We start from the raw sequence: 20547 nt of genomic DNA, 5'->3' as shown, positions 1-20547 counted from the left end.
CGTCTCGGCTCACGCGTGCCAGGACGACCAGCGCTGCACGGCGATCGCCACCACCGGACCGTCGAGCGCGGTCCGCTCGTATTGGTGGTACTTGGCGCGCAGCAACGCGTAACCGATCGCCATCTGTTCACCGTGCGGGTGGATTTCGGCGGTCCCGTCGGCGCGCACCCACCACAACTGCGTCCAATCGTCGGTGTAGTGGTCGACCAGCAGGCTCACCCGCGGGTTGGCCTCGATATTGGCCAGTCGCCGTAACCGCTTGGTCGACTTCCGCTTCGCGTCCACCGCGGTGTAGATCGTGTCGCCGCTGACGGCGAACACCACCGGCACAAGATGGGGGACACCGTCGGCGGCGGTGGCGAGGGCGGCCACGGGCGCGGCGGCGAAGGACTGCGCCCACTGCGCGCCCGGCGCGGTCATCGTGCCGTCCTGGGTTGCGGCGCAACGCTGATCGGCGGCCGGGTCACGTTGATCCTGGGTTTGGGTGGCGGCTCACTGCGCTGACGCGGCGCCGGCCAGGACTGTTCGGGCGCCGGCTCCTCCGGCGGGGGCGGAGGCGGTGGTGGCGGGGGAGGAGGCGGTGCCGGCGGCTCGGTCGACAGCGGGGTGGTGGTGGGCGTCGAACTCGGCGTGGTGCTCACCTGGTCCACCGGTGCGTCGTCGCTCGAGCCGGAGAAGGCCAGCAGCACGACCGACACCACCAGCGCGACGGCCGCGGCGCCGAGCGCCAGCAGGGCCAGGGTTGCCTGCCGGGTGCGATACCAGGGCGGCGGCGGAGGTTTGAACGTCCACGTCCCGGTGTTGAACGCATCGAAGGGCCCGGTCTGCGGTTCCGGTGGCGCGGCCACCGGTTCGTAGAGCCGCGGGTCGTCCCACACGCTGGCGTTGTGCCCCGTCCAGCCCGGATGGCCGGCACCGTTCGCGCCGCCGGCATCGGCCGGATCGGCGGTCCCGTGCACCCCCGGATCTGGGGCCTCGCGTTCACCCACCCCCCGATGGTATGTGCCGACCTGCGCAAATGCCGATTCCGGCCGCGGCGGCACGCCGGATCACCTGGCGCGCCCACCGCCGTCCGGCATTTCGTGAAGACCCGTCACGGACCCGAATGCGCCGGTAGGGTCGGTCTGCGTTCATTGCAGGTTCATCGCCACAGGCGGTTCGCGACACCGGCGCGTCACCGGCCGGCCGTCTGCTCAACGGAGGGTTTGCGCATGAAGAAATCTGGGCTGAACACGTCGGGTCTGCTGGCGATGACCGCCGCCGCGCTGCTTGCCGCGGGGTTGGTCACCTCCTGTGCGCCGCCCGAGAAGAAGGACGGGCAGGGCGGCACCGCGGCGAGCACCGCGACCTCGGCCGCAGATTTCGGCGGGATGGACGGTCTGGTCGAGGCGGCCAAGAAGGAAGGCGAACTGAACGTCATCGCCCTGCCGCCGGATTGGGCCAACTACGGCGCCATCATCGAGGCCTTCACCGCCAAGTACGGCATCAAGGTCAACTCCGCCCAGCCCGGAGCCAGCAGCCAGGAGGAGATCAACGCCGCCCAGCAGCAGAAGGGCCGCAGCACCGCGCCCGACGTGTTCGACCTGGGCCAGTCGGTGGCGTTGGCCAACACCGGCATGTTCGCGCCGTACAAGGTGGAGCATTTCGCCGAGATCTCCGACTCCTTCAAGGACCCGGACGGCCGGTGGGTCAACGACTACGGCGGCTACATGTCGATCGGGTACGACTCGGCCAAGGTCGGGGTCATCGCCGGCGTGGACGACCTGCTCAAGCCCGAACTGAAGGGCAAGGTGGCGCTCAACGGCGACCCGACGCAGGCCGGCGCCGCGTTCTCCGGGGTGATGATGGTCGCGGTGGCCCAGGGCGGTTCGCCGGACGATATCGCCCCCGGCGTCGAGTTCTTCCACAAACTCAACCAGGCGGGCAACTTCCTTCCGGTGGATCCGACCCCGGCCACCATCGCCTCCGGGCAGACGCCGGTGGTGATCGACTGGGATTACCTCAACGTCGCGCAGGCCAAGAAGGTACCCACCTGGAAGGTGGTCATCCCGCACAACGCCGCGGTGGCCGGGTACTACTACCAGGCCATCAACGCCGAGGCTCCGCACCCGGCGGCGGCCCGGTTGTGGCAGGAATTCTTGTACAGCGACGAAGGACAGAACCTGTACCTGGCCGGCGGCGCCCGGCCGGTGCGGGCCGACTCGATGGTGACCAAGGGCAGCATCGACCGGGCGACGTACGGCACCTTGCCGCCGGTGGACGGCGCGGCGACCTTCGTCTCCGTGGAGCAGAACAAGAAGGCCACCGACTATCTGAAAGCCAACTGGGCCAAGGCGATCGGCTGACACCGGTGCGTCGCGTACGCGAGGTGCTACCCCTGCTGCCGTTCCTGGTGGTGGTGACCGTGTTCCTGATCATCCCGACGGTGACGGTGCTGGTGAACGCATTCGTCGTGGACGGCTGCTTCTCACCGGAGCGGCTCACCGCGCTGTTCAGCGAGGCACCGCTGGCGGCGCTGGGCCGCAGCCTGCTGCTGTCCGGCAGCACCGGACTGATCGGCGCGGTGTTCGGGGCCCTGTTGTGCTGGCTGATCGCCGGTAGTTCGCCGGGTTCGCTGGTGCGCCGGGTGGTGCTGTCGTTGTGCAGTGTGCTGGCCCAGTTCGGTGGTGTCGCACTGGCGTTCGCGTTCCTGGCCACCATCGGACTGAACGGCGTGCTGACGGTGTGGGCGCAGCAGGCCTTCGGCTGGGATCTCGCCGGCTCGGGCTGGCTCTACGGGTTGCCCGGACTGATCCTGGTGTACAGCTATTTCCAGATCCCGTTGATGGTCATCGTGTTCCTGCCTGCGCTGGAGGGCCTGCGCGTGCAGTGGCGTGAGGCCGCCGTCAGCCTGGGTGCCGGGCCATGGCGTTACTGGCGCGAGGTGGGTGTCCCGCTGTTGACCCCCGCCTTTCTCGGGTCGCTGCTGTTGTTGTTCGCCAACGCTTTTGCCGCGTACGCGACCGCGGCGGCGCTGGTCAGCCAGGGCAGCCCGATCGTGCCGTTGCTCATCAGGGCCGCGCTGACCAGTGAGGTGGTGCTCGGGCAATCCGGTTTCGCCTATGCGCTGGCGCTGGAGATGATCGTCGTCGTCGCCGTCGTGATGGTGGCCTACAACGCCCTGGTGCGGCGGACCGCGCGGTGGCTGACATGACGAAGGCGGTGCGCGGCGCGCTGTGGGTGTTGTTCGGCCTGTTCTTCCTGCTGCCGCTCTATGCGATGGCCGATTTCTCCACCAGGGATCCTCTCGGCGGCGGCCGCACGCTGGCAGCCTGGCACAGCCTGGTCACCGACGACGAATTGGTTGGCTCCATCGTCACCTCGGTGCTGCTGGCGGTGCTGACGGTCGCGGCGATGCTGGCGGTGCTGGTGCCGACGATGATCTGGGTTCGGTTGCGTACCCCGTGGGCGCGCAGGCTTGTCGAGTTCCTGTGCCTGCTGCCGCTGACCATTCCGGCGCTGGTGATCGTGGTCGGCCTGCGCAACGTCTATCTGTGGGTCACCTATCTGCTCGGCGAGTCGGCACTCACCCTGACCTTCGTCTACATCGTGCTGGTGCTGCCGTTCGCCTACCGCGCCGTGGACGCGGCGCTGTCGTCGATCGCCCTGACCACCCTCGCGGAGGCGGCGCGCTCACTGGGAGCCGGGTGGTTCACGACCATCGTGCGGGTGATCGTGCCCAACATCTGGTCGGGCATCCTGGCGGCGGCGTTCATCTCGATCGCCGTGGTGCTCGGCGAGTACACGGTGGCCTCGCTGTCGGGATTCATGACGTTGCCCGTGCAGATCGTGACGATCGGCAAGGCCGACGGCCCCACCTCGGTGGCCGCCTCGCTGGCCACCCTCATCTTCGGTTTCGTTCTGTTGTTGGTGCTTTCATTGGTGACGAGAAGGGGGCGCCGCGGATGACGGCCGGTGTCGCGGTGGAGTTGAGGGATCTGAGCCGCCACTACGGGCCGGTGCGGGCACTCGACGGGCTGACCTTGCGGATGGAGCCGGGCCAGCTGGTCGCGCTGCTCGGCCCGTCGGGCTGCGGTAAGACCACCGCGCTGCGGATCCTGGCCGGGCTCGACGAGGCGACTGCGGGCAGCGTCTGGGTCGACGGCCGGGACATCAGCCGGGTACCGGCGAACAAACGCGATATCGGGATGGTGTTCCAGGCGTACAGCCTGTTTCCGCATCTGACGGTGCGGGACAATGTCGCGTTCGGTCTGAAGATGCGCGGAATCGCCAAGCGGGACAGGCAGGCCCGCGCCCTGGAGATGCTCGAGCTGGTGGGGCTGGCGGCCCAGTCGGACCGCTACGCCGGTGAGCTTTCCGGTGGCCAGCAGCAGCGGGTTGCGCTGGCGCGTGCGTTGGCGATCCGGCCCAGGGTGCTGCTGCTCGACGAGCCACTCTCGGCCCTGGATGCCAAGGTGCGCACCCAGTTGCGGGACGAGATCCGAAGGGTCCAGCAGGAAGTCGGCATCACGACGCTGTTCGTCACGCACGACCAGGAGGAGGCGCTGGCCGTCGCCGACCGGGTCGGCGTGATGAACGCCGGCCGGTTGGAGCAGCTGGCCGCCCCCGCCGACCTGTACACGGCTCCGGCCACACCGTTCGTGGCCGAGTTCGTCGGGCTGAGCAATCGCGTTCCCGCCGAGGTTGTCGACGGCCGGGTGCTGTTGTGGGGTAGGTCCGTCCCGGCGCTGCCCGGCTCGGTGACAGGTGCGGGGACGGCGCTGGTTCGGCCCGAGGCAGTGCGGTTGGCGCCCGGGGCGAGCGAAGCGACGGGAAGTGGTGTCGTGCAGTCGGTGTCGTTCCTCGGGGCGGTGTCCCGGGTCCGGGTGGCTCTGGCAGGAAGTGAGTCCAGCGGGAGCGCGGGCGACACGGTGCTGGCACAGGTCAGCGGTGGTGAGTCGTTCACCGTGGGGCAGCGGGTCCGGGTCAGCGTCGAATCCGATGGTGTGCTGGTGGTCTAATCGCCGTCGGTGATCTCGGCGATCGCCTCGTTGAGCCGATCCTGGTCGGCGGCAATGGAATCACTGGCCACCTCGGTGGCATTGTGCAGCGCCTCGTTGAGCCGGTGGGACACCGTGTCGGACCCCAGCCGCAGCACACCGTCGGACAAGTAGACGTCGACCAGATGGTGGTGACCGTTGAGGGTTACCTCCACGGTCTCGGATTCGTCTGCCGCCGTGAAAGATTCGCTGGCCATCTTGTGCAGCTGACTGTCCATCAGATCCTGCAGGCGGCTGGCCTGGCGCAGCACGGCGGCTACCTGGGGGTGCATGTCGTCGGTCGGTTCGAGGCTCACTTCTGGTCCTTGTCCGGGGTGTCACGGCGCTTGCGTGCCCCGATGACGCCCTCGGTCCAAGGGCGGTCCTCGGTATAGAGGTCCTCGTCGGGAGCGAGGTTGGGATCGCGCCGTTTCTCCTTGCCCGGCTGGGCGCCGCCGTGGCCCATGCCACCCATGCCGCCGCCCATGCCGCCCATCCCGCCGCCCATGGCCGACGCCGGGATGGCGCCCGAGCCACCGCCGCGGGCGCCACCGGGTGCCGGGCCGACCGTCTCGGCGCCGACGCTGGGCTGCAGCGGCATGCCGGGTGCGCCGCCACCACCGCCGGCGCCGCCACCCGAGCCGCCACCGGCACCGGCGGGACTGACGCCCGGGTCGTCCAGCGCCGGGTCGGGCAACCCGCCGTCGGGCAGTCCACCTCCTGGCAGCCCGCCCCCGGACGGCAACCCGCCGCCGGCGGGGGAGCCGCCACCGCCCTTTCCGGCCGGGCTGCCGCCGGAACCCGATGGGCTGGCGCCTGATCCGGCGGAGCCCGACGGTGACTGCCCGGCCGACAGCGGATCGGCGCCCTGCGGGCTCGCCGGCGCCGACGGCGGCTGCGGTGCTCCGAGAGGCTGGCCGGCACCGCCGCCCGGGTTACCGCCACCGCCACCGCCGCCGCTGCCGGAGCCCGATGTGGTGCCGCCACCGGTCCCACCGGATGAGGCGAACCCGGGCTTTTCCACCTTCACCTGGTCGAAGGTGGCCTGCCCGGCGTAGTTCTGCCGCACCTCGTCGGAGGCCTGCTGCAGCTTCACCATCTCGGCCTGCACATGCTGGGCCTGCACTTGGGACCTGGCGTCGCCCTCGGCCAGCAACCGGGCCAGGGCCTGCTTGGCGGCGAGGTACTGGAGATAGAGCGGCGTGTGTTCGGTCACCGCGGTGACGTGCGCGTCGGCGATCTTGTTGGCGGCGCCGGCCAATCGTCGCCACGCTGCGCCCAGTTCGGTGCACCAGTTGCCGTACTCGTCGAGCCGCCGGTGGGCGGCGTCGGCGGCCTCACCCTCCCAGTCGGAGGTGTTCTTCGGTGGGCGGGCGCCCTCGGCGCTGTCGGCGGCCAGGTCCCACTGCACGGCGGCGGCCCGCAACGAGGCGTCGCTGCCGCTGAGCAGTTGCATGTGGGTCTGCTCGATATTGCTGTAGCCGCCGGCATCCAGGGCCTTCGGCGCCGGCGGCGCATGGGGTACCGGGGGCAGCGGTGTGGACGGCGGGGACAAGGTGATGCCCTCGACCGCCGCGTGCCGCTGCGGATCGTCGAGCGTGGTCTTGTACTTCTCGTCGACCTCGTCGTAGGCCTTCGCGGCCGAGTCCAGCATCTCGGCGAGCCGATGGCCCTGGGCCTCCGCGAGATTCTGGTACTGCGTCAGCTCAGCGGCGTTGTCGCGCAGATTCGCGGTCGCCGTGATCGCCAACGGCAACTGGTCCGGCGGCATGACCTGCGCGTCCGGCTGATACCAGAACACCGCACGCATCGCCCCCGCCAGGCCTCTCAGGTCGGCGGTGACGACCTTGACCTCGTTGGTGGTCATACCCCCTCCAGCGCCATCTGGTAGCGGCTCTCCTCACGCGGGTTGATCAACCGGATCGGCAACTGAGAATGCCGCGGCGTGCCGATGAAGTTGCTACGCAACACGACTCGCCCGACCCCGGGATGCGGTCCGAGGTAGGTGGTGGCGTTCGGCCACGTCACCTTGGCCTCGGTGCCGATCCGGCCGTTGACGAAGCCGGCGAACTCACGGAACTGCGGGCCGAGCGTCACCACACCGCCGGCTGCGGCCGACCGGATGACGAATTGGGTGAACAGCCGCGCGTCACCCAGGTTGATGCTGACATCCACGTCGTCGAACGGCATGTACACCGGGTAGCGGTCGGCCGTCTCGCCCACCAACACCCCGGCCGAGCCGATCGGCAGTTCGTAATGCCGGTCGGTGACCGGGCTCTGTCCGAGCAGCGCGGCCCGCTGCCCACCGAACAGGCACGAAAATCCGCGCGGGGTGGTCGGATTGGCCAGCGTGGTGAGCAGCACCGTGGTGGTGGGTGCGGCACCGGGGCGGATGCGCACCCGGGTGATGGTGTGGTCGGCGCGGGCCGACCACCAGACGTTCGGCCCACCCGGCGCCACGTACGCCGCGGTGAACGTGCTGCGGCCCTTGATCGACGACCACGACTCGCGTTCGAAACTGATCTCGGTGGCCCGGTCGAAATCGTCGAAGCTGCGCCCGCACCGCGCATCGATACCGTTGCTGGCCAACTGATCCGCGATGCGGGTGGTGGAGGCCACCAGATAGCGGGCCAGCCCGGCGACACCGGACTCGCGGCGCTGGGCCGGCCGCCGGGTGCGTTCCGGGTCGGCGCGCAGCACGATCCAGGTGCGCCGGTTCGCCGGTGCCGGGTACGGCCCGACCACCTGCTCGTACAGCGCGACGAGACTGGCCGGTGCGGTCTTGCCCACCCGGTACCCGGCGGAGACGACGTCGGCCTCCAGTTCGGGGCAGTGCGCGGCGAGCAGTTGTTCGACCAGCCTGGTGTCCACCACGTCGTCGGTGAACGCCTCACCGGACACCAGCACCGTCGGGGTGAACGGGCGGGGGATCAGTTCGATGGTGGCGATCAACTGGTCGCCCTCCCAGCGCACCGCGACGTGATCGCCGGGCAGCACCGTGGCGCCGACGGCGGGCACCGACGGCGCGGGTGGCGCGACGGTGTGCCGGCGTCGCCAGGAGAACAGTGCGGCGATCCAGCCGGTGAAGCGGCGGCCGCGGACGGTCAGGGTGGTCGCGACGGCGATCAGCACGGCCAGCGTGATGCCCAGCCACAGCAGGTTCAGCGGGATGGACACCAGCACCACGGCCGGGATCAACACCGCCGCCCACAGCAGGTGACCGGTGGTGAAGCGAAAACCGAACTGGCCGAAGAACTCTCTCATCGGCGCCTCAGGGCGCGGCGGGCCAGCGCGCCGATCCCGAGGATCAGCGCGACCGCGGTCCCCGTCACCACCACGATGGTGATGGGGCGCCGGTCCGGCGGCGGGATGTAGACCGGCGGCGGAAGCTGTTTGACCCGGTACGGCACCGCCTTCGGGCCGGCGGGCACGTCCCAGGTCAGCGCGGCCACGGGGTCGATGACCCCGGCGCCGACGTAGTTGTCCACCCCGCCGCCGGGATGCCGGGCGGTGGCGGTGATCCGGTTCATGATCTGCGCCGGGGTGAGGTCGGGGAAGCGCTGCCGCAGCAGCGCGGCCAGGCCGGACACATAGGCGGCCGCGAAGGAGGTGCCCGCGATGGGGATGGGCCCGTCGGTGCCGGCCAGCGCGTTGACCGGATTGCCGTCATACCCCAGCGCGGTGATGTTCTCCGCGGGCGCCGCCGCGTCGAGCCACGGACCCGACACCGAGAAGCTGCTCGGCTGTCCCGTCTGGCCGATACCGCCGACCGTCAGCACCATCGGCGAATACCAGGCCGGGGACACGATGGTCTGCACCTGCTTCCAGCCGCGCGGGTCGTTGGGCTGGTCGGCTTCCGGTGGCGGATTCTGTGCGCAGTCCTGGCCGGTGTTGCCCGCGGCGACCACCACCACCGCGCCCTTGATGTTGACGGCGTAGTTGATCGCGGCACCCAGACCGGACTCGTTGATCGGGCGGGTCACCTTGTAGCAGGCCGCCTCGCTGATGTTGATCACCTGCGCGCCGAGGTTGGCGGCATGCACGATCGCGCGGGCCAGGCTGCGCAGTGAGCCCGCGGTCTGGGTGCTGTTCGGATCGTTCGGGTCGCTGCGGGACCCGACGGGCTGGAAATTGTCCGAGGTCTGGCGCAGGGACAGCAGGCGCGCATCGGGTGCGACACCGACGAACCCGTCGGTGGGTGCGGGCCGCCCGGCGATGATCGAGGCCGTCAGCGTGCCGTGCGAGTCGCAGTCCGACATCCCGTTGCCGGCCTTGTCGACGAAATCACCGCCCGGTTCGGCGGGCACCCGGGGCGAGCCGTTGACGCCCGTGTCGATGACGGCGACGGTGATCCCGGCGCCGGTCGCGAACTTCTGCGCGTCGGCCAGCCGCAGATAGTCGTTGGCCCACGGCTTGTCGGTGAAGTTCGAGTTCGGGAACGTGATCGGCGCCGAACACACCCGTCGCTGTTCGGTGGGCTGATCCGGCCCGGTCTCGTCCGGGGGAACGGCCCCGGGGTCGATCGTCGGCGGCTCGACGGCACCGGCCGGCGGGGCCAGGCCCACCAACAGCGTCAACGCGGCCAGCAGCGCAGCGATGCGTCGCACGGTCGTCACTCCCCCTTGCAATCCCCGGTTGCGGCTGTGTGACACAACCGCAGCAAAGCGAAGGCCGCATCGGTGCGGCGTGTTCGCGCAACGTCAGCCTATGAGACGAATCCCGCGGGCGGCGTCAGAGCAATATTACGGGGGCGAAGAAGCAGACCGTATCGCTTTCTGGCGGGGCTCAGGCGTCCAGATCCTGGGTCACCAGGTCGGCGACGGTGGCCAGCACCGCCGCGTCGTCGGAGGCCACCGTCACCTGCGCGCCGTTGCCGGCACCGAGGGTCATGATCATCAGCGCCGAACCGGCGTCCACCGGCTCGCCGCCGTCGACGGCCAGGGTCACCGGCACGCCGGCGTTGACGACGGCCTCGGCGATGATGGCGGCCGGCCGGGCGTGCAGGCCGATGGCGGATCCGACGGTGACGGTCTTGCTGGGCATGGTTGTTCTCCTCGGTTGTAGGGGTGGATCAGGCGTTGACGGGGGTCTTGGTGAACTGCTTGGCGAGCACGACGGCCAGCGCGGCGACCGCGGTTCCGGCCGCCAGCGCCACCAGGAACCAGACCAGGTGGCCGATCGCGAAGAAGACGAAGATGCCGCCGTGCGGGGCCTTGAGCGTGACGTTGAAGGCCATGATCATCGCGCCGGTGACGGCACCGCCGGCCATCATCGAGGGGATCACCCGCAGCGGATCGGCCGCGGCGAACGGGATGGCGCCCTCGGAGATGAACGAGGCACCCAGCAGCCACGCCGCCCGGCCGTTCTCCCGCTCCGGCTCGCTGAACATGCCGGGCCGCACCGTGGTCGCCAGGGCCATGGCCAGCGGCGGCACCATGCCGGCGGCCATCACCGCGGCCATGATGCGCAGCGATGCCGGGTCGGCGACATTGAGTCCCGCGGTGGCGAACGCATAGGCCGCCTTGTTGACGGGGCCACCCAGGTCGAAGCACATCATCAGGCCGAGGATGACGCCGAGCAGGATCACCGACGCGCCGGTCAGCCCGTTGAGCCAGTTGGTCAGGCCCGAGGTGATCGCGGCGAGCGGCCGGCCGAGCAGCAGGAACATCAGCAGTCCGACGACCAGCGAGGCGAACAGCGGGATGACGACCACCGGCATCAGGCCACGCAACCATTGCGGCACACTCACTTTGGAGATCCACAGCGCGGTGAACCCGGCGATCAGGCCCCCGACGATACCGCCGATGAACCCGCCGCCGACGAAGACCGCGACCGCACCCGCGGTGAAACCGGGTGCGATGCCGGGCCGGTCGGCGATCGCGAAGCTGATGTAGCCGGCCAGCGCGGGCACCAGGAACATGAACGCCAAGCCGCCGACCGTGAAGAGCACCGCCCCCAGGTATTGGGCGAAGCCGCCCGCGGGCAGGTCGGTCAGCGAGTTGCCGGTGGCGATGTGGGCGCCCAGCGAGTTCATGCCGAAGCCGACGGGTTTCGCGCCGTCGGGACTGTTCGCGATGTCGTAACCGGCGAACAGGAAGCCCAGTGCGATCAGCAGACCGCCGGCCGCCACGAACGGGATCATGTAACTCACGCCGGTGAGCAGGATCTGGCGCAACCGGGTGCCCCAGCCCAGGTTGCCCGCGGCGGAGGAGGAGGCGGCGGCCTCACCCGCGGTCCCGGAGACCCGGGGGGCGTCGGGGTCGGCCGCGGCCGAGACGGCTTCGGCGATCATCTTGTCCGGCTCGTTGATGGCGCGCTTGACGCCGGAGGCGATGACGGGTTTCCCGGCGAAGCGCTGCTTGTCCTTGACACCGACGTCGGTGGCGAAGATGACGGCACCGGCATTGGCGATGGTGTCGGCCGACAGCGCGGTGCCGCCCGAGGAACCCTGGGTCTCGACGGTGAGGGCGACATCGGCCCGCTCCGCGGCCAGCTTGAGCGCGTCGGCGGCCATGTAGGTGTGGGCAATTCCGGTGGGGCACGCGGTGACCGCCACGATCGATGCCTTCTTGGCCGGGGCGGCGGTCTCGGCGGGTGCGGGTGCGGCCGGGCCCGGGTTGATCACGCCGTCGACGAGGGCCACCAGTTCACCCGCGGTCTTGGCCTCGCGCAGCGATGCCACGAATTCCTTGCGCACCAGCGCGCGGGCCAGGCTGGAGAGCAGCTTGAGGTGTTCGGCGCCACCGGATTCCGGCGCCGCGATGAGGAACACCAGGTCGGCCGGACCGTCCGGGGCGCCGAAGTCGACCGCCGGCGCCAGCCGGGCGAACCCGATGGTCGGCGTGTCGACGAACGCCGACCGGCAGTGCGGGATGGCGATGCCGCCGGGTAAACCGGTGGCCGACTGTGCTTCCCGGGCCATGGCCGCGGCGATCAGCCCGTCGGCGTCGCTGGTGCGGCCGGCGCCGGCGAGCAGCGCGGCGATGCGGCCGATCACGGACTGGTTGCTGGTGCCGGCGTCGGCGTCGAGCAGCACCAGATCGGTGGTGATCACCGGCTGAGCGGTATCGGTGGTGGACATGGTGTGACCTTCTTGTGGTGGGGGTTCAGGATCCGGTGGTGGACGGTGAGATCGACTTCACGACGACGGCATCGAGGTTGATCTGGGCGGGGGCGGGCAGTGCGGAGCCGGGCAGGCCGGCCGCGGCGCTGCCGTAGGCCACGGCCATCTGCAGGCGCTCGGCGGGGTCCGCGCCGGCCATGGCGGCGCGGACGTAACCGGCCAGCGACGCGTCCCCGGCACCCACCGTGCTGCGCGGCACGGTCGGCGGTGGCGTGGCCAGCCAGCTGCCGTCGGTGTCCACCAGCACGGCGCCGGCGGCGCCGAGGGTGACCAGGATGGTGGCCGCACCGCGGTCCACCAGCTGGCGGGCGGCGGCGACCACCGGCCCGGTATCGCCGTGGGCCACCGCATCTTCCAGTTCCTCGCCGGAGCAATCGGTGAGACCGGCCAGCTCGTCGGCATTCGGTTTGATGACATCCGGTGCGGCGGTGCCGAATTCGGCGGCCAGTGCCGACAGCGGCGCGTCGGAGGTGTCCACCGCGACGCGGCAGCCGTATCCGGCGAGCTCGGCCACCACGTCGGCGTACCAGCGGTCGGGGATGCCCGGCGGCAGTGAACCGGACAGCACCACCCAGCTGGCGGTCTGGGCGGCGTGCAGCACGGTGTGGGTGAGTTCCTGTAGAGCGGCGGCCTCGACGGGAGCGCCGGGCTCGTTGAGTTTGGTTGTGGTGCCGTCGTCTTCGGTGATCGTCAGGTTGGTGCGCACCTGACCGGGGATCGGCACGTTGCGGTACGGCACGCCGATGGCGCGCAGCGCGACGAGGATGGGATCGGTGTCGGCGGCGGGCAATACGGCGATGGTGTCCAGCCCGGCCAGTCCGAGGGCGCGGGCCACGTTGACGCCCTTGCCGCCGGGTTCGCTGGTGACCGACCGGACCCGGTGCACCGCGCCCCGCACGAGCGGTGTGCCGAGGGTGACGGTGCGGTCGATGCCCGGATTCGGTGTGACGGTGACGATCATGCCTGCTCTCCCGCGAGGACGATTTCGATGCCGAGCCCGGTCAGCTCGGCACGGTCGGCATCGGTGATCTCGGTATCGGTGATCAGCGCGTCGACGCTGGAGATCGGTGCGAAGCTGATGAGCTCCTCGCGGCCGATCTTCGATGAATCCGAGGCGACGACAACGTAATTGGCGCATTTGACCATGGCGCGCTTGACCGCCGCCTCGTCCGGGTCGGGGGTGGACAGGCCATGGCGGGGGGTGATGCCGTTGGTGCCGATGAACGCGATGTCGACCCGCAGGCTGTCGAGCACCGCCAGCGTCGCCTCGCCCACGGCGGCCTGGGTGACGCCGCGGACACGGCCGCCGAGCAGGTGCAGCGCGACCGACGGGACCGCGGACAGCCGGGCGGCGATCGGTACCGAATTCGTCACCACCACCAGGTCGCGGTCGGTGGGGATGGCGGCGGCGATCCGGCTGGTGGTGGTGCCGGCGTCCAGCAGCACGGTCGATCCGGACAGCGGGAAGAAGTCGGTGGCCGCCGCGGCGATGGCGTCCTTGCGGTCGGCGCGGGTGGTGTCGCGTTCGCTGACGTCCTGTTCGACCAGGTGCAGCGCGCGGGCCGGGACGGCGCCGCCGTGCACGCGGCGCACCAGCCCGGCCTTGTCCAGTGCCGCCAGGTCCCGCCGCACGGTCTCGGTGGTGACCTCGTAGGCTTGCGCCAGTTCGGCGACGGACGCGCGGCCCTGCCGGATCACCAGCGAGGCGATGGCTTGCTGACGTTCTTCGGCGTACATGGCTCCGGTCTCAGGGTCTGGGATCGAGTGGGTTCTCCGGCGTCGGACCGGGTTGCGAATGTTGGTATGTGTTGTTTTACGCTTGTTTGTGTTGACTTGTCAACGATTTCTTGTAACGTGGCTCACATGAGTGCTTCATCTGTGACGGATGCCGGTACGCGGGTGCTGACCGGGGTCCCTGTAGTGCCCGGGGTCGCCTACGCCCCGGTGATCCGCCCCGGGCGCAAGCCCGACATCGATCTGGGCGCCGCCGCGCTCGGCGACGAGGAGCGTCCGGCCGAGGCCGCGAGGTTCACCGCCGCGGCCGCCGCGGTGGCCGGCCGGCTGCGGGAACGGGCGGGCCGGGCCACCGGTGCCGCCGCCGAGGTGCTTGCCACCACCGCGGGCCTCGCCCAGGACCGGGCCTGGCTGAGCGCGGCCGAGAAACGCATCGCCGAGGGCACCCCCGCGGTGCGGGCCGTCGCCGCGGCCGTCGACCAATTCGTGGCGATGTTCACCCAGATCGGCGGCATGATGGCCGAACGCGTCACCGATCTGCGCGATATCGGGGACCGGGTGATCGCCGAACTCGTCGGCCTGCCCGAACCCGGAGTGCCCCAACCCGAGGTGCCGTCGATCCTGTGCGCCGAGGACCTCGCCCCGGCCGACACCGCGGGGCTGGATCCGGCGCTCGTGGTGGCGCTGGCCACCACCCTCGGCGGGCCGACCAGCCACACGGCGATCATCGCCCGCCAACTCGGCATCCCGTGCGTCGTGGCGATCGCCGGGCTCGACGACATCCCCGCGGGCACCATGGTGCTCGTCGACGGCACCCGTGGCACGGTCACCGTCGCCCCGGAGGAGTCCGCCGCACAGGACGAGGTGGCGTCGGCCCGACGCGCCGCCGCGGCCGCCGCCGGCTGGACCGGTCCCGGGGCCACCTCCGACGGCCATGCCGTCGCCGTGCTCGCCAACGTGCAGGACGGTGCCGCCGCCCGGGCCGCCCGGCAGACGCCCGCCGAAGGGGTCGGCCTGTTCCGGACCGAGCTGTGCTTCCTCAACACCGACACCGAGCCGACCGTCGACCAGCAGGCCGCCATCTACGCCGAGGTGCTCGAGGCGTTCGCCGGCCGCAAGGTTGTCGTCCGCACCCTCGACGCCGGATCGGACAAGCCGCTCAAGTTCGCCGGCCACCCGGACGAGGCCAATCCCGCACTCGGGGTCCGCGGGATCCGCATCGCGACCGGCAACCCCGCGCTACTGGACCACCAGCTCGCGGCGATCGCCGCCGCGGCGCAGCGCACCGGCAACCCACCCTGGGTGATGGCGCCGATGATCGCCACCGCCGACGAGGCGAAGGACTTCGCCGACAAGGCGCGGTCGCACGGCCTGACACCGGGCGTGATGATCGAGGTGCCCGCCGCGGCGCTGCTCGCCGACCGGATCCTGGAGCACGTGGACTTTTTGTCCATCGGCACCAACGACCTGGCGCAGTACACCATGGCCGCCGACCGGATGTCGGCCGACCTGGCGGCGCTCACCGACCCCTGGCAGCCGGCCGTGCTGTCCCTCGTCGCGATGACGGCGAAAGCCGGTGCCGCCGTGGGTAAACCGGTCGGCGTGTGTGGTGAGGCGGCCGCGGATCCGCTCCTGGCCTGTGTGCTGACCGGTTTCGGGGTGACCTCGCTGTCGGCCGCCGCCGCCGCCGTGCAGGGTGTCGGTGCCAAACTGGCGCAGGTCACCTTGGCGCAGTGCCGTGCCGCCGCGGATGCGGTGCTGGGCACCGCCAGCGCCACACAGGCGCGCACCGCGGCACGCGCGGTACTCGGCTAGACGGTCCACCCGGTTTCCTCGGGCCACCACTCGACGTCCCGGTCCACGCTGCGCAGCGTCACGGCGTCATAGCCGAGTTCGTTCGCCTGGGCCTTGGTGTCGGCGAAGACGCGGCGGGCTTCCTCTTCGGAGCCCTGTGCGACGACGGTTTCCTGCGCGCCGTTGGTGGCGTCGCCGCGGTCGTGCAGGGTGGCCGCCACGACCGTCCACAGCTCGGCTGGGTTGATGTCACTCATGGAGCCCGGAGTACCCGCTCGGGGCCGCCGGAATTAATCGGACTGTGGTCCGGTTTAATGGGGCATGCCTGCCATCACAGCCGATACCCTCACCCTGCCCCGCATCGCCGGGCCGGGCTCCACCGACACCGAGCGCCCGGTGCGCTCCATCACCACCGGTCCGCGCGGGTACGAAGGCGAGGGCTTCCCCGTCGTGCGCGCGTTCGCCGGGGTCGGTGCCGCCGACCTCGACCCGTTCATCCACATGGACCAGATGGGCGAGATCGAATACCAGCCCGGCGAGCCGCGCGGCACCGACTGGCACCCGCACCGCGGTTTCGAGACGGTGACCTACATGATCGACGGCCGCTTCGCGCATCAGGACTCGCACGGCGGCGGTGGGTTGATCACCGACGGCGCCACCCAGTGGATGACCGCCGGCTCGGGCATCCTGCACATCGAGACACCGCCGGCCGAGCTGGTGGACAGCGGTGGCGTCTTCCACGGCATCCAGTTGTGGGTCAACCTGCCGCGTGCGGACAAGTTCGCCAGCCCCAAATACCAGGCGATCGAGGGCAACCAGGTCAAGCTGCTGTCCTCGGCCGACGGTGGTGCGTTGGTGCGCGTCATCGCCGGCGAGATCGGCGGCGAGGCCGGCCCGGGTGGCACCCACACGCCGATCACCTTGGCGCACAGCACCATTGCGCCCGGTGCCCGACTCGACCTGCCATGGGACCGCCGGTTCAACGCCTTGGTGTACGTGCTGTCCGGACGTGGTTCGGTGGGCCCGGTGGGCCACCCGATCCAGCAGGGCCAGCTCGCCGTGCTGGGGCCGGGTGACCGCATCACGGTGGCCGCGGACGGATCCCAGGATTCCAACCGGCCCGCCATGGAGGTGCTGCTCTTGGGCGGCAAGCCGATTCGTGAACCGGTCTTCCACTACGGCCCGTTCGTGATGAACTCCAAGTCCGAGGTGATCGAGGCGCTGGAGGACTTCAACGCCGGCCGGTTCGGGACGGTGCCGCCGAACGCGCTCATGCCGTACCGGGGCGCGGGAGCGTAGCGACCCGGGGAACGGTGCCGGCGGGCGGGAGCGAGGCGCCCCGGGACGGATTATCGGCCTGCAGTGCGGGCGCCGGCTCCGGGTAGAGCAGCTCCAGCTCGCCGAGGTTGGCGGCGACGGCGACCAGGGGCAGCGCCGCCGCGACGGCCAGCTCACCGCCGGTGCCGGCCCCCGCGCGCAGCGCCCGCACGAAATCGTCGCTGATCGGTGCGCCGAACGTCACCGATTCCACGCCGCGGAACCGCTCGCACACGGCGTCGCAATGGGATTCGAGCACAGCGCGCACCTGCGGATAGGTATCCAGCGGCGGGGGCACCACATCGGCGATCAGCTCGGCGGCGCCGCGCAGCCGGGTGGCCCGGTTGGCCGACCTGACCACCGGCGCACGCAGGTCGGTCAGGCCGCCGCTCTCCGAGAGATAGTGGCGCACCGTGTCATCCAGCGTGCGACCGGCCGTCATGGCGTCGTGCCCGAGCGCGCTGATCCGGTTGTCGGCGTCTTCGGAGGCGCCACGCGTCACCCGCAACACCGCCGCCTTCATGTACGCCGTGCCGGCCACCCGGGCCGCATCCAGGGAACGGTTCACCGCCGCGGCAGCACCCCGCGGCCACAACAGCACCGACACCACCACGCCGACCAGGGCGCCGATCACCACGTCCTCGACCCGGATCAGTCCCACCCGCCAGCCGATCGGATGGATCAGGTTGAAGATGATCACCACCATCATGGTGAACGCGGCCTGCCCCGCGATGAACGACGCCACCTCGGGGACGAACGCCGACCCGAAGGCCACCACCGGCAGCGTCAGCCACATGACGATCGGGTCCACACCCATCAATGCGATGAACACCGCGCCCACGCCGAAGCCGATCACCGTTCCGGTGATCGCCCGCACCACCCGGGCGCCGGTGGTCAGTGCGCTGCTGCGCAGCACCGACATCGCACCCAGCACCACCCACAACCCGTTCTGCACGGGGAACAGGTAGGTCACGCCGACGGCCAGCGCCAGGCCCAGGCCGGTACGAAGGCTGTTGCGCACCACCACGGCCCGGGTTGCGACGAACCCGGACGGGATGCTGGCGACGGCCTCCGATTCCGAGAGCACCCGCGCCGCCGCGCCGGAAGGCGGCAGGCGCCGGCCCAGCACCCGGGCCCACACCGGTCGCGCGTCCGCGTCGGCGGCCAGCCCGATCACCCGGCCGGTCGCCGCGACGCACGCGGATATCGTCCTGCGGGTCAACAACTTCCGGCCGATCTCCAGGGCGGCCTCGTCATCGGGCTCGCCCAGGATCTCCAGGATGTCCTCGCGGTAGCGGCTCTGCGCGATCAGCCGTTGCACCGCCAGTGCGTGGGCGAGTGCACCGCGGTGCGCCGCGCGCTGCGGCTCGGCGGTGCTCAGCACCGCGGCGGATTCCCGCAACACCGCGACGATCGGATCACGCATCTCGGCGAGCAGGACACCGGAGGACCCCTTGACGCGGTCGGACAGCCACTGCAGATCGTCGATCACCCGCACCAGGGCGCGGCTGCCCGCGGTCAGGCCGACGGGCCGGAAGTCGGCGCCCAGGAACGTCGTACGCAGGGCGTCCATCGCCGCGGTGACGTCGTCGGCCGAGGCGTCTTGCTGTAGCCGGTCGGCCAGGGTCGCACACACCTGCGCGGCGTGCAGGCGAAGTTCATTGTGGTGGCGTGGCGGCAGCAGGAACAACGCGGCCGGCACGCACAATGCCAGCGCGATCGCCCAGCCGAGCAGCCGGTCCGGGATGGGGCCCGGCGGGAGGCACAGCGCGGGGACGAACGTGAGCAGGGTGGCGCGTTGGCCGGCCGCGACGATCTCGCTGAGTACCCCGGCGAACGTGACCGCCGCGGCGATCACCAACATCACGGTCACCGCGAGCCACGGCACCGGCGCCACCAGGGTGCCGAGCGTGATCAGCACGGCACCGTTGAACCCGAGGCCCGCATAGGCCAGGGCCCGGGCCGGCCGGTTGCCCGGGAAGTCGGCCAGGATCAGCAGCGCGACCGCCCCGAGGATGGCGAACATCGGGGTCTGCACCCCGCCCACGCCGAACGCCGCCGCGGCGACCAGCGGGAGCACCAGGCCGGCGCGGGTGGCCCGCCGCATCGCGTCGTACTCGGGGTCGCGCGCGTGCACCCGTCTTGCCAGCCCGAGCAACAGACCGGCGGGGGTGGTCATGCCCGAGGATGTTAGACGGTCAGGGACGCTCGGGGACGCTGCCGAACATGCCGGAGTCCAGGCCGTCGAGCAGCTGGTCGGCCAACCAGCGCAGGTCGCCGAAATCCCGAGGCAGCGACGCCTGTTCGTAACCGGTCAGCAGATACACCGCGGCGATGGCGAACACATGCGCCTGCCGCTCGTGCTGCAGGATCTCGAACGCCGATTCCTTCATGATGTCGAACCGCTGCTGGTCGACCGCCTTCTGCACCGCGCCGACGGTCGGATCGATGGAGCTCCACACCCGGATCGCCGCCTCGGCACCGTGCGGCAGGGCCAGCGCCACCTCGACCAGGTTGCCGATCCGGCGCCGAGGATCGCGCTCCCCGCGGGCCGCCTCGATGATCTGGGTGGTCTTGACCCGCATCCAGTGCTCGACGAGCGCTTGGGTGTAGGCCGACCAGCTGGTGAAGTAGTGGTAGAACGACCCGGTGGTGACGCCGAGGCGCTGACATACCTCGGCCAGCTTCAGACCGCCGTAGCCTAGATCGGACAGGATCTCGATACCCGTCTCGAAATAGGAATCCCTCGACACGACGCCTGCCATGGTTGGACACCTTAGTTCGATCGATCCACCCCGTTGGCCCGGTCGAGCCGGCCCGGCGCCCGGAGCTACGCGTCTGGACGTTTGCTGAATCTGGGGTCTAGATAACTTCGGCGCCATGATAGTCGTAGTGAGGCGGGTAATCTGTGGCACAATTTGACTGTGCCGCATATAGCCAGCAGAGGACCGGGTCGCCCGCCCGCAGCCAAGGCTGCGGATACTCGTGAGCGCATCCTGCAGGCTGCGCGCGAGGTCTTCAGCGAACTCGGTTACGACGCGGCGACTTTCCAGGCCATCGCCATCCGATCCGATCTGACCAGGCCCGCGATCAACCACTACTTCGAGAGTAAGCGGGTGCTCTACCGCGAGGTCATCGAGCAGACCAACGCGATGGTGGTGGGTGCCGGATTCGAGAAAGCCAAGGCCCAGCGCACACTTCTGGCCAGGTTGTCGACATTTTTCTCGGTCGTCATGCAAACCGACAACAGGGACCGGTCGGTGGCGGCGTTCCTGGTGACCTCGGTTCTGGAATCGCAGCGCCACCCCGAGCTCATCCAGGAGCCGCACGACTCCCTGACCAGCTCACGAGCGTTCGTCTCGTGGGCGGTGCAGGAGGCCGTCGACAGCGGCGAGCTAATCACCGATACCGACGTGGAGACGCTGGTCGAGTTGCTGGTCGCGGTGATGTGGGGGATGGGCTTCTACGCCGGGTACGTCGGCTCGTACGAAGATCTGGAACGCGTTATCGAAAAGTTCGAGCTGCTGTTGGCTAACAAGTTGTGGACGCTGAACCGATAGC

The 20547-nt window shown here is 70.3% G+C and carries 20 protein-coding genes; 7 read left to right on the top strand and 13 right to left on the bottom strand.

Annotation, left to right across the window (positions count from 1 at the left end):
- Positions 1–9: 9 nt before the first annotated feature.
- Together AWB94_RS10620 and AWB94_RS10615 are read right to left on the bottom strand one after the other, a co-directional pair.
- A complete protein-coding gene (locus AWB94_RS10620; RefSeq protein ID WP_024455746.1) occupies positions 10–420 on the bottom strand; it encodes a TIGR03668 family PPOX class F420-dependent oxidoreductase in 411 nt (136 codons plus the stop codon).
- Positions 417–989 carry a hypothetical protein gene (locus tag AWB94_RS10615; protein ID WP_064961437.1) on the bottom strand — a complete coding sequence of 191 codons (573 nt, stop codon included), beginning with the start codon at positions 987–989 and terminating at the stop codon, positions 417–419. Before AWB94_RS10615 ends, AWB94_RS10620 begins: the two co-directional genes overlap by 4 nt.
- Before the next feature lie 222 nt (positions 990–1211).
- Here AWB94_RS10615 and AWB94_RS10610 point away from each other — a divergent pair, with 222 nt between their 5' ends.
- The 4 genes from AWB94_RS10610 to AWB94_RS10595 are packed head-to-tail and all read left to right on the top strand — an operon-like array spanning position 1212 to position 5000.
- Positions 1212–2345 carry an ABC transporter substrate-binding protein gene (locus AWB94_RS10610; protein ID WP_193585107.1) on the top strand — a complete coding sequence of 378 codons (1134 nt, stop codon included), beginning with the start codon at positions 1212–1214 and terminating at the stop codon, positions 2343–2345.
- A 5-nt stretch (positions 2346–2350) separates the two neighbouring features.
- Positions 2351–3193: an ABC transporter permease gene (locus AWB94_RS10605; protein WP_062660424.1), complete on the top strand. Its 843-nt coding sequence runs from the start codon at positions 2351–2353 to the stop codon at positions 3191–3193.
- The gene (locus AWB94_RS10600) at positions 3190–3948 is read left to right on the top strand and encodes an ABC transporter permease (RefSeq protein WP_062660423.1); all 759 of its coding nucleotides are present in this window, start codon (positions 3190–3192) and stop codon (positions 3946–3948) included. The genes AWB94_RS10605 and AWB94_RS10600 overlap by 4 nt, the downstream gene beginning before the upstream one ends.
- Positions 3945–5000 (top strand): ABC transporter ATP-binding protein, encoded by a 1056-nt coding sequence (locus AWB94_RS10595; protein WP_062660422.1) that lies wholly within the window; start codon positions 3945–3947, stop codon positions 4998–5000. The genes AWB94_RS10600 and AWB94_RS10595 overlap by 4 nt, the downstream gene beginning before the upstream one ends.
- On the opposite strand, the gene AWB94_RS10590 is transcribed toward AWB94_RS10595, so the two are convergent.
- The 8 genes from AWB94_RS10590 to AWB94_RS10555 form a co-directional block, all read right to left on the bottom strand.
- On the bottom strand, positions 4997–5311 hold the full coding sequence (locus AWB94_RS10590) for a YbaB/EbfC family nucleoid-associated protein (protein WP_036400310.1): 315 nt from the start codon (positions 5309–5311) through the stop codon (positions 4997–4999). The genes AWB94_RS10595 and AWB94_RS10590 overlap by 4 nt on opposite strands.
- A gap of 20 nt (positions 5312–5331) precedes the next feature.
- Positions 5332–6885: a PPE domain-containing protein gene (locus AWB94_RS36095; RefSeq protein WP_062660421.1), complete on the bottom strand. Its 1554-nt coding sequence runs from the start codon at positions 6883–6885 to the stop codon at positions 5332–5334.
- The gene (gene eccE / locus AWB94_RS10580; protein ID WP_062660420.1) at positions 6882–8282 is read right to left on the bottom strand and encodes a type VII secretion protein EccE; all 1401 of its coding nucleotides are present in this window, start codon (positions 8280–8282) and stop codon (positions 6882–6884) included. Before eccE ends, AWB94_RS36095 begins: the two co-directional genes overlap by 4 nt.
- On the bottom strand, positions 8279–9625 hold the full coding sequence (gene mycP / locus AWB94_RS10575; RefSeq protein ID WP_062660489.1) for a type VII secretion-associated serine protease mycosin: 1347 nt from the start codon (positions 9623–9625) through the stop codon (positions 8279–8281). Before mycP ends, eccE begins: the two co-directional genes overlap by 4 nt.
- Positions 9626–9803: 178 nt before the next feature.
- The gene (locus AWB94_RS10570) at positions 9804–10061 is read right to left on the bottom strand and encodes an HPr family phosphocarrier protein (protein WP_024453477.1); all 258 of its coding nucleotides are present in this window, start codon (positions 10059–10061) and stop codon (positions 9804–9806) included.
- A 28-nt stretch (positions 10062–10089) separates the two neighbouring features.
- The gene (locus AWB94_RS10565; RefSeq protein WP_062660419.1) at positions 10090–12099 is read right to left on the bottom strand and encodes a PTS fructose transporter subunit IIABC; all 2010 of its coding nucleotides are present in this window, start codon (positions 12097–12099) and stop codon (positions 10090–10092) included.
- Positions 12100–12124: 25 nt separating this feature from the next.
- Positions 12125–13102, bottom strand: coding sequence for a 1-phosphofructokinase family hexose kinase (locus AWB94_RS10560; RefSeq protein ID WP_062660418.1), 978 nt, complete (start codon positions 13100–13102; stop codon positions 12125–12127).
- Positions 13099–13878: a DeoR/GlpR family DNA-binding transcription regulator gene (locus AWB94_RS10555; protein ID WP_024453479.1), complete on the bottom strand. Its 780-nt coding sequence runs from the start codon at positions 13876–13878 to the stop codon at positions 13099–13101. Before AWB94_RS10555 ends, AWB94_RS10560 begins: the two co-directional genes overlap by 4 nt.
- A 66-nt stretch (positions 13879–13944) precedes the next feature.
- Here AWB94_RS10555 and ptsP point away from each other — a divergent pair, with 66 nt between their 5' ends.
- Complete coding sequence (gene ptsP / locus AWB94_RS10550) at positions 13945–15690, top strand: phosphoenolpyruvate--protein phosphotransferase (protein WP_062660417.1); 1746 nt, start codon at positions 13945–13947, stop codon at positions 15688–15690.
- Here the strand turns inward: ptsP and AWB94_RS10545 are convergent.
- A complete protein-coding gene (locus tag AWB94_RS10545; protein ID WP_036399461.1) occupies positions 15687–15926 on the bottom strand; it encodes a hypothetical protein in 240 nt (79 codons plus the stop codon). The genes ptsP and AWB94_RS10545 overlap by 4 nt on opposite strands.
- A gap of 64 nt (positions 15927–15990) precedes the next feature.
- Between AWB94_RS10545 and AWB94_RS10540 the strand changes: the two genes are divergently transcribed.
- Positions 15991–16968 carry a pirin family protein gene (locus AWB94_RS10540; RefSeq protein ID WP_062660416.1) on the top strand — a complete coding sequence of 326 codons (978 nt, stop codon included), beginning with the start codon at positions 15991–15993 and terminating at the stop codon, positions 16966–16968.
- Here AWB94_RS10540 and AWB94_RS10535 read toward each other — a convergent pair.
- Both AWB94_RS10535 and AWB94_RS10530 read right to left on the bottom strand, forming a co-directional pair.
- Entirely contained in the window at positions 16940–19165 is a 2226-nt protein-coding gene (locus AWB94_RS10535) for an FUSC family protein (protein ID WP_062660415.1), read from the bottom strand. The two genes, AWB94_RS10540 and AWB94_RS10535, sit on opposite strands and share 29 nt — an antisense overlap.
- 19 nt (positions 19166–19184) lie before the next feature.
- Positions 19185–19751 (bottom strand): TetR/AcrR family transcriptional regulator, encoded by a 567-nt coding sequence (locus AWB94_RS10530; protein WP_024453484.1) that lies wholly within the window; start codon positions 19749–19751, stop codon positions 19185–19187.
- Positions 19752–19910: 159 nt separating this feature from the next.
- Here AWB94_RS10530 and AWB94_RS10525 point away from each other — a divergent pair, with 159 nt between their 5' ends.
- Complete coding sequence (locus AWB94_RS10525; RefSeq protein ID WP_036399467.1) at positions 19911–20546, top strand: TetR/AcrR family transcriptional regulator; 636 nt, start codon at positions 19911–19913, stop codon at positions 20544–20546.
- The last annotated feature ends 1 nt before the right edge of the window (position 20547 follow it).

The organism is Mycolicibacterium canariasense (genome assembly GCF_002101555.1).
Taxonomy (GTDB): domain Bacteria; phylum Actinomycetota; class Actinomycetes; order Mycobacteriales; family Mycobacteriaceae; genus Mycobacterium; species Mycobacterium canariasense.
Note: the sequence above shows the minus strand (reverse complement) of the source record. Positions and strands in the feature narration are given on the sequence as shown.

Bases quoted from the DNA above. Each gene is read 5' to 3' on its own strand.
- AWB94_RS10565 (WP_062660419.1), bottom strand. From the start codon at position 12,099: ATGTCCACCACCGATACCGCTCAGCCGGTGATCACCACCGATCTGGTG.
- AWB94_RS10610 (WP_193585107.1), top strand. From the start codon at position 1,212: ATGAAGAAATCTGGGCTGAACACGTCGGGTCTGCTGGCGATGACCGCC.
- AWB94_RS10595 (WP_062660422.1), top strand. From the start codon at position 3,945: ATGACGGCCGGTGTCGCGGTGGAGTTGAGGGATCTGAGCCGCCACTAC.
- AWB94_RS10590 (WP_036400310.1), bottom strand. From the start codon at position 5,311: ATGCACCCCCAGGTAGCCGCCGTGCTGCGCCAGGCCAGCCGCCTGCAG.
- AWB94_RS10570 (WP_024453477.1), bottom strand. From the start codon at position 10,061: ATGCCCAGCAAGACCGTCACCGTCGGATCCGCCATCGGCCTGCACGCC.
- ptsP (WP_062660417.1), top strand. From the start codon at position 13,945: ATGTGTTGTTTTACGCTTGTTTGTGTTGACTTGTCAACGATTTCTTGT.
- AWB94_RS10540 (WP_062660416.1), top strand. From the start codon at position 15,991: ATGCCTGCCATCACAGCCGATACCCTCACCCTGCCCCGCATCGCCGGG.
- AWB94_RS10620 (WP_024455746.1), bottom strand. From the start codon at position 420: ATGACCGCGCCGGGCGCGCAGTGGGCGCAGTCCTTCGCCGCCGCGCCC.
- eccE (WP_062660420.1), bottom strand. From the start codon at position 8,282: ATGAGAGAGTTCTTCGGCCAGTTCGGTTTTCGCTTCACCACCGGTCAC.
- AWB94_RS10545 (WP_036399461.1), bottom strand. From the start codon at position 15,926: ATGAGTGACATCAACCCAGCCGAGCTGTGGACGGTCGTGGCGGCCACC.
- AWB94_RS10535 (WP_062660415.1), bottom strand. From the start codon at position 19,165: ATGACCACCCCCGCCGGTCTGTTGCTCGGGCTGGCAAGACGGGTGCAC.
- AWB94_RS10555 (WP_024453479.1), bottom strand. From the start codon at position 13,878: ATGTACGCCGAAGAACGTCAGCAAGCCATCGCCTCGCTGGTGATCCGG.
- AWB94_RS10560 (WP_062660418.1), bottom strand. From the start codon at position 13,102: ATGATCGTCACCGTCACACCGAATCCGGGCATCGACCGCACCGTCACC.
- AWB94_RS10600 (WP_062660423.1), top strand. From the start codon at position 3,190: ATGACGAAGGCGGTGCGCGGCGCGCTGTGGGTGTTGTTCGGCCTGTTC.
- AWB94_RS36095 (WP_062660421.1), bottom strand. From the start codon at position 6,885: ATGACCACCAACGAGGTCAAGGTCGTCACCGCCGACCTGAGAGGCCTG.
- AWB94_RS10530 (WP_024453484.1), bottom strand. From the start codon at position 19,751: ATGGCAGGCGTCGTGTCGAGGGATTCCTATTTCGAGACGGGTATCGAG.